Here is a 13615-nt window from a genome sequence, read left to right as displayed (position 1 = left end):
ATAACAGAAGTATGAATTTAGGAAACTTCACAATAAAAGCAGCAGAGGCTGTGCAGCAGGCACAGCAATTGGCGTTTAATGCCCGGAACACAAATATCGAAACAGAGCATATACTCAAAGCATTACTCGATCAGCAGGATAGCCCTGTTGAGTATCTGTTAAAGAAAAATAATGTTACAGTAAATCTTGTTGAATCAAAACTCGATGAGGCCATCAATCGTTTGCCAAAAACAAGTGGTGAACCAGCTCAATCAATTGGGCGGGAAGCAAACAACGTTGTGTTGCGTGCAGGTGCATCATTGAAAGGTTTTGGTGATGAGTTTGTAACACCTGAGCATTTGTTATTAGCGATCGTGCAGGGAAATGATTCAACAGCCAAGCTGTTGAAAGATGCAGGCTTAACCGAAAAAGGATTGATCACCGCCATTAAAGATCTGCGTAAAGGAGATACAGTTAAAAGTCAGACACAGGAAACTCAGTTCAATGCACTGAACAAGTATGCAAAGAACTTAATTGAAATGGCAAGACAAGGCAAACTTGATCCTGTGATTGGTCGGGATGAAGAGATTCGCCGCACATTACACATCTTAACACGCCGTAGTAAAAACAATCCCATTCTTGTTGGTGAACCCGGTGTTGGTAAAACTGCAATCGCAGAAGGATTGGCCATGCGTATCGTAAATGGCGATGTGCCTGAGAATTTAAAATCAAAGATCATTTATGCATTGGATATGGGACAACTCATTGCCGGTGCAAAATATAAAGGTGAGTTTGAAGAACGTTTGAAAAGTGTGGTGAAAGAAGTAACAACCAGTGATGGTGAAATTATTTTGTTCATTGATGAAATTCATACGCTTGTTGGTGCAGGCGGCGGCGAGGGTGCAATGGATGCAGCCAATATCCTGAAGCCTGCACTGGCAAGAGGTGAGTTGCGTGCAATTGGTGCAACTACCCTGAATGAATATCAGAAATTTTTTGAAAAAGATAAAGCACTCGAACGTCGTTTCCAGAAAGTGATGATCGATGAACCAAGTATGGAAGATGCAGTTTCGATCTTACGTGGTTTGAAAGACCGTTATGAAACACATCATCATGTACGAATTAAAGACGAAGCAATTATTGCAGCCGTTGAATTAAGTGTGCGATATATCACTGATCGTTTTCTGCCCGATAAAGCGATTGACCTGATTGATGAAAGTGCAGCCAAGCTTCGTTTGGAAATGAACAGTATGCCTGAAGAGTTGGATAAACTTGAGCGGCAGATCCGTCAGCTTGAAATAGAACGTGAAGCGATCAAACGTGAGAGTGATGAATTTAAATTAAAAGAACTAAATACAGAGATCGCCAATCTTTCTGTTGACCGGGATACGCTGAAAGCAAAATGGAAAGAAGAAAAAGAATTGGTGGAGAAAGTGCAAACTGCAAAAGCGGAAATCGAAAATTTAAAACTTCTGGCCGAGCGTGCAGAACGTGAAGGTGATTATGGTAAGGTAGCAGAGATCCGTTACGGTAAAATAAAAGAACAGGAACAGATTATTACTGATTTCAGCAAGCAGCTTGCAGCGAGCAGCGAAAAGCGTTTGTTGAAAGAAGAAGTGGATGCGGAAGATATTGCTGAGAATGTTGCAAAGATGACGGGCATTCCTGTGGCAAAGATGTTGCAGAGTGAGCGTGAAAAACTATTGCATCTTGAAGATGAATTGCACAACCGTGTAATTGGCCAGGACGAAGCGATCACTGCTGTTGCCGATGCTATCCGCAGAAGCAGGGCAGGATTGAGCGATCCAAAGAAACCGATCGGCTCATTCATCTTTCTCGGAACAACCGGTGTGGGTAAAACCGAACTCGCAAAAGCATTGGCGGAATACCTGTTTGATGACGAGGGTATGATGACGAGGATCGACATGAGTGAATACCAGGAAAAACATACGGTTTCAAGATTGGTAGGCGCTCCTCCGGGTTACGTGGGTTACGATGAAGGTGGTCAGTTAACCGAAGCTGTTCGTCGCAAGCCGTACAGTGTAGTGTTGCTCGATGAGATCGAAAAGGCCCATCCGGATGTGTGGAATGTGCTGTTGCAGGTACTCGATGATGGCCGCCTCACCGACAATAAAGGCAGAGTGGTGAACTTTAAGAACACAATCATCATCATGACCAGCAATATTGGTAGCCATCTTATCAGCGAGGCCTTTGAAGGTGTAAGCACTGATAATGAGATAGATAAGGCAACAGAACGGGCGAAACTTGAAGTTATGACGTTGCTTAGACAAACCATTCGGCCCGAATTCTTGAATCGTGTGGACGAAATCATTATGTTTGCACCATTACTTCGAAAGGAAATCAAATCCATTATTCGCATTCAGCTGAACAATCTCAAGCAACTCGTTGCCCAAAGCGGAATACAGCTGGAATTTTCTGACTACACCCTTGAATTCCTTGCCGAACATGGTTTCGATCCCCAGTTTGGTGCAAGACCCTTAAAGCGATTGATCCAGAAAGAGATCGTGAATGGGCTAAGCCGAAAGATTTTATCAGGCGATATCGAAAAAAGCCGCAAAGTACTTGTGGATGTGTTTGATGGCGTAGTTGTTTTCAGAAATGAAAACGACGATACTCCTTCAACAAGGGAAAAGAACAAGGCAGCGACTACCTGAGATTAACAGTTGATAGGTTATCGAATTATTAAATAAAAAAGGACACAGGTTATGGCACACAAAGCAGTAGAAATAGAAATTATCCCACCGAAAGATATATGGGTTGGCAATAAACAGGCACCGGTTAAATTAGTAATGTATGGCGATTATGAAAGTGAAGCCTGTGCTAAAGCAAACGAAGTAGTAAACCAGTTAATGGGCAAATACGAAGATAAATTACAATTTAACTTCCGTCATTTTCCGTTGACACGTATTCACCAGCGTGCACAAAAAGCAGCAGAAGCTTCTATTGGTGCTGCGCAGGAAGGTGAGGGTAAGTTCTGGGATATGCATAATATTCTTTTTGCTCACCGTCGTCAATTGGGTACTATCAGCTTAAAAGGATATGCGAAAGAAGCCGGCGTAACAGATAAAAACTTTTTAACCAAGTTGGTTGATTCAGTTTATGGCTGGAGCGTTCGTGCAGATCTTCTTGAAGGTGCTGATAAAGGTATCAGAGATGTGCCTTTCTTCTACATTAATGGTGAAGTGTACAATGGCCCGGTGAATGTAAATGCATTCAGCAAGGTTATTGATCTGCTGGCAAGCGCTAAAAAACCTGCCGCAAAAGCAGCAGCGAAAAAGAGAGCATAAAATAAGAAAGATGTTTATACAAGGCAATGAAGAAATTCATTGCCTTTTTTGTTTTCACTATCCGGCAAAAAAATCTTCGGTTTATCTCAGGCAAAAAATCATCTTTGCAGCTCAATTTTAATCTATGGCTTCCGGGAAAAACGCTGCAATTGGGTTCATCTTTATCACCTTGCTCATCGATGTGATTGGCTTTGGAATTATTATTCCTGTAATGCCCAATCTTATTGAGGAACTGGCACACGTAAACATCAGCCAGGCTTCAAAGATCGGTGGGGTATTGCTCGCAGTTTTTGCCATTACACAGTTTGTGTTTTCGCCCTTGGTAGGTAACCTCAGCGACAAGTACGGTCGTCGCCCCATTTTATTGGCATCGCTTTTTGCATTTGCACTCGATTATGTGTTGTTATCTTTTGCGCCGAACCTTGGCTGGTTATTCGTTGGTCGTATCATTGCCGGTATTACAGGTGCAAGTTTTACAACAGCTTCTGCGTATATAGCTGATATCAGTACAGCAGAAGACAGAGCGAAGAATTTTGGAATGATCGGCGCTGCTTTTGGTTTGGGTTTTGTTATTGGCCCGATGATCGGTGGATTATTAGGCGGACTTGGTACACGAGTTCCTTTTATGGTAGCTGCCGGTTTATGTTTTCTCAATTTTCTTTATGGTTATTTCATTTTGCCTGAATCGCTAAAGCCAGAGCTCCGTCGACCGTTTGAATGGAAGAGAGCAATTCCCGGTGTCAGCATTATGAACCTGCGAAAGTATCCTGCCATTGGCGGTTTGATCATCTCGTTGATACTCGTTTATCTTGGCGGGCATGCCGTACAATCAAACTGGAGTTTCTTTACCATTGAACGTTTCAAGTGGACTCCGGGCATGATTGGTATTTCACTAACTGTAGTTGGCGTGTTGGTAGGTGGTGTGCAGGCAGGGTTAACGAGGATTGTTAACCCAAGATTGGGAAATGAAAAAAGTGTTTATATCGGTCTTGCTTTTTACGCATTGGGAATGTTGTTGTTTGCATTTGCCACACAAAGCTGGATGATGTTTGTTTTTCTTGTTCCTTATTGCCTCGGTGGTATTTGCGGCCCGGCATTACAATCGATCATGGTGGGACATGTGCCGCCAAATGAACAGGGAGAGTTGCAGGGCGCACTTTCAGGGCTCATGAGTCTTACCACCATTGTCGGCCCGCTACTTATGACCAATACATTTGCTTATTTCACGGGTAAGTCGGCACCCGTTTATTTTCCGGGCTCATCATTCCTGTTAGGCGCTATCCTCATTATTGCAAGTGCATTCATCGCTTATTATTCGCTGCATATAAAACCTGCCCGTGCAGCGGGCACTTAATCATACTCTCTTTTTCTAAACCAATGCCCTCATAAAGAGCAGCACAGTACAGGTTGGCTTTAATGCCTTCAAACTGAGGGTTTTTTAGAAATCCACAATCTAAAATCGCCTATCTGAAATTAACCCTGTCCCCTTATCTTTGCCACTCTAAAAAAATTACGACGTGGCCACTAAATTCACGAAAGAAACTTATCTCTACTGGTATGAGTTAATGCTGCTCCTTCGCCGTTTCGAAGAAAAAGCCGGACAATTATATGGTATGCAAAAGATCCGTGGTTTCTGCCACCTTTATATTGGCCAGGAAGCCATTGCTGCAGGATGTATGACTGCCACCAAAGCAGAAGATAAAATGATCACTGCTTACCGTGATCATGGTTTAGCAATTGCAAAGGGTGTAAGTGCAAAAAGCTGTATGGCTGAATTGTACGGTAAAGCTACCGGTTGTTCAAAAGGTAAAGGTGGTAGTATGCACTTCTTTGGTGTGGATGTTGGTTTTTATGGCGGTCATGGTATTGTGGGTGCACAAATTGGTACGGGTGCCGGTTTGGCTTTTGCTGAAAAGTATAAAGGAACTGATGCAGTATGTCTTACCTTCTTTGGTGATGGTGCTGCCCGCCAGGGTATGCTCCACGAAACATTCAACCTTGCAATGTTGTGGAAATTGCCGGTGATCTTCATTTGCGAAAATAATAACTACGCAATGGGTACATCCGTAACCCGTACAAGTAATGTAGTTGATATTTATAAACTGGCAGATGCGTATGAAATGCCTGCTGATAGTGTTGATGGTATGGATCCTGAAGCTGTACACGAAGCAGTAGCCCGTGCGGTGAAACGTGGAAGAACAGGTGAAGGTCCAACTTTACTGGAGATCAAAACCTATCGTTATAAAGGTCACTCAATGAGTGATCCGCAGAAATACCGTTCTAAGGATGAAGTTGAAGAATACAAACAACGTGATCCGATTGAAACTTCTAAAAAGAAATTACTGGAAGTATTTGGTGTAAGTGAAGCAGAAATTGAAGTGATCAACGAGCGTGTACGTTTAGAAGTTGAAGAGTGTGTGAGGTTCTCTGAAGAAAGTCCATACCCTGAAGCAGATGAATTGCTGAAAGATGTGTATGTTGATCAGAACTATCCATTCATTATGGATTAATGACGGAACTGCGAACAGAAAATAAGTGAACGTTTATAACAAGAATCCATATTAAAATGTCTGAAACAAAAAAAACAACAGCACAGGAACTCAACGAAGTGCAAGCCATCAAACAAGCGAAAGATTTCTGGGGTCGCTTTTCAAAACCCATTACTTATATTGGCGGATTAGTGATTCTGCTTGCAGGTGGTTACCTCGTGTATAAAAATTTCTTTATTGGTCCGAAAGAAACAAAGGCAAATGAAGCAATCAGCCGTGCACAACAATATTTTGCACAGGACTCATTAGACCTTGCATTGAATGGCGATGGTTCAGCAGCTGGTTTCCTGAAGATCATTAAGACATATAGCGGCACAAAAGCAGCGAACCTTGCACATTATTATGCTGGTGCTATTTATCTCCGTAAAGAAGATTATAACAATGCCATCAAACAGCTTGAAGATTTTTCAACTGATGCTACACAGGTTCAAAGTGCAGCATGGCGTATGTTGGGTGATGCATACATGAGCACAGATAAAAAAGAAAAAGGCGCTTCGTACTATGAGAAAGCAGGCACATTAAATGATAAAGATGAATACACTTCATCTGACAATCTTTATCGTGCTGCAATGGCTTATGAAGTGGCAGGAAAAAAAGAAAAGGCAACTGAGCTGTTAAAAGCATTGAAAGAAAAATATCCAAAGTCAACTGCAGCAGCGCAAGCTGAAAAATATCTTGCACGACTTGGTGTTGTTGGTAATGAATAAACAGCTTAACCAATCATATTATGGCAGAGGTTAGCAATAGTAACTTATACCAGTTAAATGCAGGCACTCACGATTTTTCGGGTGCCTGTGTTGTATTGGTACGTACCGAGTGGAATGCAACAGTGATCGACGAGCTCGAAAAAGGTTGCAGAAAAATACTCGAAGAATTTGGTGTGAAAGAAATCGTAACTGTAACAGTACCCGGTGCTGTGGAAATTGGTTTTGCAGTAAAGGCTTATTGGGAAAGTAAATCGAGGCATATCAAAACAAGACCACATGCATTTATTACACTTGGCTGTATTGTGCGTGGCGATACACCTCATTTCGATTATGTATGCAAAGCTGTTACTGATTCTGTAACACAACTGAATCTTATGCTGGATGTGCCGGTGATCTTTGGTGTGCTCACTGTTGAAAATCAACAACAGGCTATTGAGCGTATTGGCGGCAAACATGGACATAAGGGTGAAGAAGCAGCCATCACTGCATTAAAAATGATCTTACTCAACACCTCATTAAAAAAATAAGCGCTCAACTTATTGTTGGCTTATGACTATACAACTGTTTATACCTTGTTTTGTTGATCAGCTTTATCCGGAAACCGCCTTTAACATGGTGAAGGTGCTGGAGAAGTTTGGTTGTAATGTAAAGTACAATGCTAATCAAACCTGTTGTGGTCAACCCGCTTTCAACGCAGGTTTTCAGAATGAGTGTAAAGATGTAGCATCAAAATTTATTAAAGATTTTTCCGGCAGTGAATACATTGTTGCACCGAGTGCATCCTGCGCCGGTTTTGTAAGGAATTATTACGGCAAAATATTCGATAACTCATCGATGCATAACGAGGTGAGGGATATGGGTAAACGTCTTTACGAATTCAGTGAGTTCCTTACTGATGTGTTGATGGTGGAGGATGTGGGTGCTAAGCTTGAAGGTAAGGCAACTTATCATGATAGTTGTGCAGCGTTACGTGAATGTAAAATCAAAGAAGGCCCACGTAAACTGTTGCAAAACGTGCAGGGCTTAGAGCTTGTTGAAATGAATGATGTGGAAACCTGCTGTGGTTTCGGCGGAACCTTTGCGGTTAAGTTTGAGCCCATCTCCATTGCAATGGCCGATCAGAAAGTGAACAATGCATTGGCTACAGGTGCTCAGTATATGATCTCTACCGATATCAGTTGTTTGATGCACCTTGAAGGTTACATCAAACAAAAAGGGCACAATCTCCGAACATTGCACCTTGCTGATGTGTTAGCAAATGGATGGTGAGTTCGAAAATGTGAAATGATAAATGAAATATAAAAAATGAAGAAGTGGTGAAACTTTTTCATTCCTCATTATTAATTTTTAATTCTTTATTTACATGGCTCATTGGTTAATTAAATCAGAACCGTTTAAATACAGCTGGGATCAGTTTGTAAAAGACAAGCAAACATTTTGGGATGGTGTACGCAACTATGCGGCACGTAATAATCTCCGTGATATGAAGAAAGGAGATGAAGTGTTTTTTTATCACAGCAATGAAGGCTTGGAAATAGTGGGTATTGCAAAAGTGGTGAAGGAAGCTTACCAGGACCCAACAACAGATGAAGATGCATGGGTAGTTGTTGATTTTAAACCGGTACGTAAACTGAAAAAGCCGGTAACACTTGCACAAATGAAAACAGATAAACGTTTAGCAAATATGGATCTGTTGCGCTTAGGCCGTTTGAGTGTAGGCAAAGTAACAGATGCAGAGTGGGATGTGGTGTTGGAGCTGGCCGGTGAATAAGTCAAGGCATAGTCATAATTTGTATGAATAAAATTCTTCAAGTCGAAAATCAGATTCTGACCTTTGAGTTTATTGAGGCCGCCAAAGTTTGGCGAACAAACTCGATTATAGATGGCAAGCAGATTGAAATCGAAATTGACTATACATTTCATAAGCAGCCAGAAATTGACTGGCAGCATTTCGCTCACTTCTTTAAGTTTATCAGTGTAAAAAGTCGTTTGCAAGAACTTGCTATCTTAGGAATTCCCCTAGTATCAGAAGTTGGGAAAGCATTTTTTATAAAAGCTTTCGAAGAAACGAAAGATTGGAAGATGGTGTTTAAAAACTCAATCTTTTATAATGGGAGGGTGGATGAATATAATCAAAAAGACAAGTATTCGTTTTCCATTTTATATGATTATGTGTTCGAGAAAGATGGCCGAACAGACGGAGACGCCTATGGCCTTTATATTGTCGACATGGAGGATTTGCAAATTGTTGGTGCGAGAAGAAATCAATGCTAGGAAAGAACAGTATAAAGCAATCCTTCTTTTCTCCTTTCCCTCTTTCAAACTCTTAGCTCACCTCTCTTAGCTTTTTTTAACAAATTCCTTCGGTTACATTTTACAGTTAGTGGTATCAATCATTACTTATGAATGATACATCAGCAGTTGAATGATTTGCAAGCCGGCAAATGAATTCAGCAAGTACTTCGCTGCTCCTGCATCTCGCTTCTCATTTAAAAACAATCAAAAACATTTCAAAATGAAAAAGATCATTTTGGCTGTCGTACTATTGGCAGCCGCTGGCGGAGCTGTGTATTTATTTACTCAACGAAACCAAAACATTGAACCTCTCTCTGAAACTTCTTACAAAGAAACCATCATCGGTGACTGGAAAATTGATTCTATTGCTTTAAAAGATTCAAACAGTATTGGTTCGTTATTGTTGTCGCTTGATTCTAATCTGACAAACTATACGTTTCGCTTTGCTGCTGATGGGGCTATCACACAACTGCTGAACGACAGCATTGTGCCGCAGAAAAGTAAGTATGAATGGAAAGACAGTTCACAGCTGATCATCCTCGAAGGCGATTCATTAACTGATAAAGAGGTGATGCATGTAGTTTCACTTACACCTGAGCAACTCAATTTAATGAGTGCCGATAGTGCAGTGATCTACTTTAAGAAAAAGAAATAAATGATCAAGACCGGCTGATGTTTTTTGTCAGCCGGTTTATGTATTTAAAAGTATTCTGCATCTGAAATAAAAAAACTTATATGAAACAACTACTCTTTGCAGGAATTGCATTCCTGCTCCTGGTAATCTCATGCAATCAAGCGAATGAAAAAGAAACACTGCAAAGTGTGGCCTTGGCGGATGTAAAAATGGAACAACAAGCAGCTGATACTGGTACTTTAGCCTATGAACAAACTCCGGCAATTCCGGGTGATCAAAAACAAAAACAGCCAACTAAACAATTTGCACCTGCTCTGGAAAGCAAACCCGACTGGAATAAGAAAATCATCAAAACAGCGACTTTGAATGTGGAGGTGAAAGATTATTCAAAATTTAATCAGCTGGTGCATTCATCTGCCAGCCGTTTCGGAGGTTATATTGCAGATGAACTGCAATCTGAAACAGAATACAAGATCGAAAACACGATTGTATTAAAAGTGCCTGTTGATCAGTTTCAATCGGCTGTTGATTTTCTTACAAGCGGAGATGGAAAGATCAACGAAAAGAAAATCAGTTCTGAAGATGTAACAACACAGGTTGTCGATACTAAATCAAGACTGGAAGCAAAGAAACAGGTAAGGTTGCGTTACCTGGATTTATTGAAACAGGCAAAGAATATGGAAGAGATTCTGCAGGTTCAAACCGAGATCAACGATATACAGGAAGAGATTGAAAGTGCAACTGGCCGCATCAACTATTTATCAAATGCTTCGGCAATGAGTACGATCAATCTTACCTATTACCAAGTAGTAAATGCCTCAGCAAAAGAAACAGAAACCGTAAGCTTTTGGGAGAAAACGAAATATGCTTTTCTCAGCGGATGGAATGGCCTGGTGGAAGTGTTGATCGGTTTACTGAACATCTGGCCATTGGCATTGATCGCTGGTATTGTTGTCTGGACAGTTAAGCGTTCGGTCTTTAAAAAAGCGAAATCGCCTCAGGTATGATTTGAATCGAACATTTGGGTGCACTCGTTCTCAAATGTTCGCATTCACAATTTTCATAAACTCTTCTCTCGGAATCATACGTGCACCTAAACTTTCAAGATGTGGTGTGTAGATCTGGCAATCGATCAGCACAACGCCTTCTTTTTGTAATTGCTTAACAAAAGAAATGAATGCATACTTACTGGCATTCGGCACTTTGCTAAACATGCTTTCACCAAAAAAAATATTGCCAAGACGGATGCCATACAAGCCGCCAACCAGTTCATTATTCTGCCAGGCTTCAGCACTAACGGCCTTGCCCAGCTGATGTAATGAAGTATAAGCTTCTTCTATTTCTTTGGTGATCCATGTGCCTTCTTTCAGCTTTCGTGTTTGTGCACAGAGATGTATAACATCGGTAAACGCTTTGTTAGTTGTAAACGTAAATGCTTTGCGTTTGAACAATTGTTGCATGCTCTTGCTGATATACAATTCGTCGGGAAATAAAACACATCGGGGATCGGGGCACCACCAAAGCGGCGGTTCATCGTCGTTAAACCAAGGGAAAATGCCACTGCGGTAAGCAAGCAGCAAACGTTCAGTGCTTAAATCGCCACCAATAGCAAGTAACCCATCTGCTGCTGCTTTTTCAACAGGAGGAAACCAAAGCTTGTGAGTTAAAACCGTAAGTGGCATGTGTAAAATAAAGGTATCGGAATGTAAACAGCAAATCAGGCAATCACTTCAACAGTGGCGCCAATACCACGTTCTGTGATAGCATCGCATAAAGGTTTCAGATCGTCGTATGATCCGTTCTTCACTGCGTATTTTCCTTTGCTGTGAATGAGCCAGGCGCATTGCTCTGCCTGCTCAGGTGCATGATCGCAAATGTCAATTAATGTTTCAATTACCCATTCAAATGTATTCACCTCATCATTCCACATAATAAGGTGACAGGGTTCTTCCAAATCAGTAAGAACGTCTGTTTCTATTAACTCTTTTGTATGTGTTGATAAGTTTGGCATCAGGTGCAAAATTAACCATAGAAAAGAAAAAAACAATTTCTTCATTTTAAGAAAGCAACTTTAGTGGTATAATACTTGTCATTGTTGAGTCGAACAGCCGGAAATTAAATGAAATTCAGACTACTGCCTAAAAAGAAAGCCGAAGAACCAGCCGAACAGGGGCAGGCTATTGTGCTTTCTATCAACAGCAACAATCGGGGATTAGACTTTCTGGCTGAACTCTTCCAGCAGATCAGGCCGGCTGATGTGAATGATAAAGAAGCTGCGGAGTTAAAATTTAAAGCATTTTTATTTCAGCTGCAGGAAGATCGGTCTTTACTTTTTTCGTTGCGAAAAGCGTTGCTTTCTCAATTCGCTAACAGTGATCTTACCACTGCATTAACCGAAAGTGGTTTGCTGAGTTCAAGAGGATTCATCCAGGAGCTTGGCTCAAAGTTCAAGCACAAAATTATCCCGGCTTTACTCGAACCGACTGATTTTCTTTTTGTGATCGAACGCCTCTTTTACAAGAAGAATGATTACGTATGGATCGAAAAGATCGATACTGAATTATGGAAATCATTTTTCGGAAGGATTGGGATTGAAGTGAATCTGAACGAGCCCGCATTGAACAATCAGTTGTTGCAGTCGATGCAAACATTGTCGTACAGGTTGGCCATGATGGGGCTTGAGAAAGAGATCACCCGATTGCATGATGCAAGAAATGATGCTGTATTCCCTTTCCTTGAGCAAAGCCGTTTGGTGAATATGTTGCTGGAGAAAAAGAAAAATACACACAGCATACAGGATGAAAAAACTATTGCAGCAGGTATTTATGAAGCGCTGCACAATTGTTTGCAAAGTGTAAGGTTTATCAAAGAGCAACGTAAGAGTGTGGGTACAAGTTTAGCAGAAACATTCCTGCTCACCCGTATGGAGCAGCATGTAGAACGTATTTTGCTGATACTTGATGCAGTTGATAATGATAAGCGTTTCGATATCGAACGATTCATTACTTATTTCATTACCGTAGTGCGTAACCAAAACAGGAAAAACAGTATAAGTGAATTCCTGTCGCAGAATGTGGGATTATTAGCTTACCAGATATCAGAGCATGGTGGAAGGAGAGGAGAAACATTCATTACCAAAACAAGAAAAGAATTTAATCTTCTTTTTCTTAGCGCAATGGGTGGCGGTTTTATTATTTCGTTCATTGCCATTTTCAAAAATCTGCTGGGCAAAGTAGCACTCGCACCGTTTTGGCAAGGTGTGGCATACAGTACGAATTACAGTATCGGTTTCTTGTTAATACAGTCAACAGGTTCAACACTGGCAACCAAGCAGCCAGCATTTACAGCATCAGCTGTTGCAAGTTCGCTTGACAGTTCAAAGTTGAAAGGGCGACCAGATCTTGATAATCTTGCTGTAACAGTATCGCAGGTGTCAAGAAGTCAATTGGCATCTTTTGCCGGTAACCTGCTTGTTGTTTTCCCGATGACCTATTTGTTGGCGATGTTGTTTTTTGAAATCACAGGCTCGAAGATCGCAGCAGGTAAAGAAGCGTTGGCGCTACTGCAGGCGCAGCATCCTTTTCAAACACTGGCCTTGTTATTTGCCTGCTTTACCGGTTTCTTTTTATTCCTGAGTGGATTGATTGCAGGTTGGGTTGAAAATTATGTGGTGTATGCACAACTGCCACAGCGAATAAGACTTCACCCGGTATTACATCATTCTCTGGGCAAAAAACAATTGAACTGGCTGGTGAACCTTGTGGAGAATAAACTGGGTTCGATTGCGGGTAGTGTATCGTTGGGTTTTTTCCTGGGCATGGCTGCGTTTATTGGAAAGATGTTCGGTATCCCGTTCGATATAAGACATATCACCATTTCTGCAGGTAATACAGCTATTGGCTTCTTTGGATTGGAAGGGCCCATTGATTATCGTTATCTCGGCACCATTCTGCTTGGCGTAAGCTTAATTGGTTTCCTGAACTTTTTTGTAAGCTTTGGTTTTGCGTTTTATGTGGCGGTTAAATCAAGGGGCATCAAGTTGAGAGACTATCCTGAGTTTCTTGGTATTCTGTGGAGATATCTGCGTAAGCGGCCAATGGATTTTATTATACCGACCAAAAAATAAGATGGTGCAGTTAAAAC

The 13615-nt window shown here is 41.2% G+C and carries 14 protein-coding genes; 12 read left to right on the top strand and 2 right to left on the bottom strand.

The genetic code is table 11. The features are described from left to right. Positions 1-11: 11 nt before the first annotated feature. From clpB to VK159_RS03435, 11 genes are all read left to right on the top strand, one after another. Positions 12-2654, top strand: a complete 2643-nt coding sequence (gene clpB, locus VK159_RS03485) for an ATP-dependent chaperone ClpB (RefSeq protein ID WP_324228749.1) — start codon at positions 12-14, stop codon at positions 2652-2654. Between the two features lie 51 nt (positions 2655-2705). Then, positions 2706-3287, top strand: a complete 582-nt coding sequence (locus VK159_RS03480; protein ID WP_324228748.1) for a DsbA family protein — start codon at positions 2706-2708, stop codon at positions 3285-3287. Positions 3288-3411: 124 nt separating this feature from the next. After that, entirely contained in the window at positions 3412-4641 is a 1230-nt protein-coding gene (locus tag VK159_RS03475) for a TCR/Tet family MFS transporter (RefSeq protein WP_324228747.1), read from the top strand. 163 nt (positions 4642-4804) lie between these two features. Further along, complete coding sequence (gene pdhA / locus VK159_RS03470) at positions 4805-5797, top strand: pyruvate dehydrogenase (acetyl-transferring) E1 component subunit alpha (RefSeq protein WP_324228746.1); 993 nt, start codon at positions 4805-4807, stop codon at positions 5795-5797. A 56-nt stretch (positions 5798-5853) separates the two neighbouring features. Next, positions 5854-6543, top strand: coding sequence for a tetratricopeptide repeat protein (locus VK159_RS03465; RefSeq protein WP_324228745.1), 690 nt, complete (start codon positions 5854-5856; stop codon positions 6541-6543). Positions 6544-6563: 20 nt separating this feature from the next. Next, on the top strand, positions 6564-7070 hold the full coding sequence (ribH, locus tag VK159_RS03460; RefSeq protein WP_324228744.1) for a 6,7-dimethyl-8-ribityllumazine synthase: 507 nt from the start codon (positions 6564-6566) through the stop codon (positions 7068-7070). Positions 7071-7092: 22 nt separating this feature from the next. Next, the gene (locus VK159_RS03455; protein WP_324228743.1) at positions 7093-7812 is read left to right on the top strand and encodes a (Fe-S)-binding protein; all 720 of its coding nucleotides are present in this window, start codon (positions 7093-7095) and stop codon (positions 7810-7812) included. Positions 7813-7906: 94 nt separating this feature from the next. Further along, the gene (locus tag VK159_RS03450; protein ID WP_324228742.1) at positions 7907-8314 is read left to right on the top strand and encodes an EVE domain-containing protein; all 408 of its coding nucleotides are present in this window, start codon (positions 7907-7909) and stop codon (positions 8312-8314) included. Positions 8315-8337: 23 nt separating this feature from the next. Continuing rightward, a complete protein-coding gene (locus VK159_RS03445; protein WP_324228741.1) occupies positions 8338-8817 on the top strand; it encodes a hypothetical protein in 480 nt (159 codons plus the stop codon). A gap of 241 nt (positions 8818-9058) precedes the next feature. Then, a complete protein-coding gene (locus tag VK159_RS03440; RefSeq protein ID WP_324228740.1) occupies positions 9059-9493 on the top strand; it encodes a hypothetical protein in 435 nt (144 codons plus the stop codon). 80 nt (positions 9494-9573) lie between these two features. Then, positions 9574-10479, top strand: coding sequence for a DUF4349 domain-containing protein (locus tag VK159_RS03435; RefSeq protein ID WP_324228739.1), 906 nt, complete (start codon positions 9574-9576; stop codon positions 10477-10479). Positions 10480-10509: 30 nt separating this feature from the next. On the opposite strand, the gene aat is transcribed toward VK159_RS03435, so the two are convergent. Both aat and VK159_RS03425 read right to left on the bottom strand, forming a co-directional pair. Then, a complete protein-coding gene (gene aat, locus VK159_RS03430) occupies positions 10510-11154 on the bottom strand; it encodes a leucyl/phenylalanyl-tRNA--protein transferase (RefSeq protein WP_324228738.1) in 645 nt (214 codons plus the stop codon). A gap of 35 nt (positions 11155-11189) precedes the next feature. Further along, positions 11190-11483, bottom strand: a complete 294-nt coding sequence (locus VK159_RS03425; RefSeq protein WP_182805768.1) for an ATP-dependent Clp protease adaptor ClpS — start codon at positions 11481-11483, stop codon at positions 11190-11192. A 108-nt stretch (positions 11484-11591) separates the two neighbouring features. Here VK159_RS03425 and VK159_RS03420 point away from each other — a divergent pair, with 108 nt between their 5' ends. Next, positions 11592-13598 carry a hypothetical protein gene (locus tag VK159_RS03420; RefSeq protein WP_324228737.1) on the top strand — a complete coding sequence of 669 codons (2007 nt, stop codon included), beginning with the start codon at positions 11592-11594 and terminating at the stop codon, positions 13596-13598. The last annotated feature ends 17 nt before the right edge of the window (positions 13599-13615 follow it).

This window comes from Lacibacter sp. (assembly GCF_035299325.1).
Taxonomy (GTDB): domain Bacteria; phylum Bacteroidota; class Bacteroidia; order Chitinophagales; family Chitinophagaceae; genus Lacibacter.
Note: the sequence above shows the minus strand (reverse complement) of the source record. Positions and strands in the feature narration are given on the sequence as shown.

Excerpts from the sequence above, each read along its gene's own strand:
- clpB (WP_324228749.1), top strand. The coding sequence starts at position 12 with ATGAATTTAGGAAACTTCACAATAAAAGCAGCAGAGGCTGTGCAGCAG.
- VK159_RS03480 (WP_324228748.1), top strand. The coding sequence starts at position 2,706 with ATGGCACACAAAGCAGTAGAAATAGAAATTATCCCACCGAAAGATATA.
- VK159_RS03475 (WP_324228747.1), top strand. The coding sequence starts at position 3,412 with ATGGCTTCCGGGAAAAACGCTGCAATTGGGTTCATCTTTATCACCTTG.
- VK159_RS03465 (WP_324228745.1), top strand. The coding sequence starts at position 5,854 with ATGTCTGAAACAAAAAAAACAACAGCACAGGAACTCAACGAAGTGCAA.
- ribH (WP_324228744.1), top strand. The coding sequence starts at position 6,564 with ATGGCAGAGGTTAGCAATAGTAACTTATACCAGTTAAATGCAGGCACT.
- VK159_RS03455 (WP_324228743.1), top strand. The coding sequence starts at position 7,093 with ATGACTATACAACTGTTTATACCTTGTTTTGTTGATCAGCTTTATCCG.
- VK159_RS03450 (WP_324228742.1), top strand. The coding sequence starts at position 7,907 with ATGGCTCATTGGTTAATTAAATCAGAACCGTTTAAATACAGCTGGGAT.
- VK159_RS03445 (WP_324228741.1), top strand. The coding sequence starts at position 8,338 with ATGAATAAAATTCTTCAAGTCGAAAATCAGATTCTGACCTTTGAGTTT.
- VK159_RS03440 (WP_324228740.1), top strand. The coding sequence starts at position 9,059 with ATGAAAAAGATCATTTTGGCTGTCGTACTATTGGCAGCCGCTGGCGGA.
- VK159_RS03435 (WP_324228739.1), top strand. The coding sequence starts at position 9,574 with ATGAAACAACTACTCTTTGCAGGAATTGCATTCCTGCTCCTGGTAATC.
- aat (WP_324228738.1), bottom strand. The coding sequence starts at position 11,154 with ATGCCACTTACGGTTTTAACTCACAAGCTTTGGTTTCCTCCTGTTGAA.
- VK159_RS03425 (WP_182805768.1), bottom strand. The coding sequence starts at position 11,483 with ATGCCAAACTTATCAACACATACAAAAGAGTTAATAGAAACAGACGTT.
- VK159_RS03420 (WP_324228737.1), top strand. The coding sequence starts at position 11,592 with ATGAAATTCAGACTACTGCCTAAAAAGAAAGCCGAAGAACCAGCCGAA.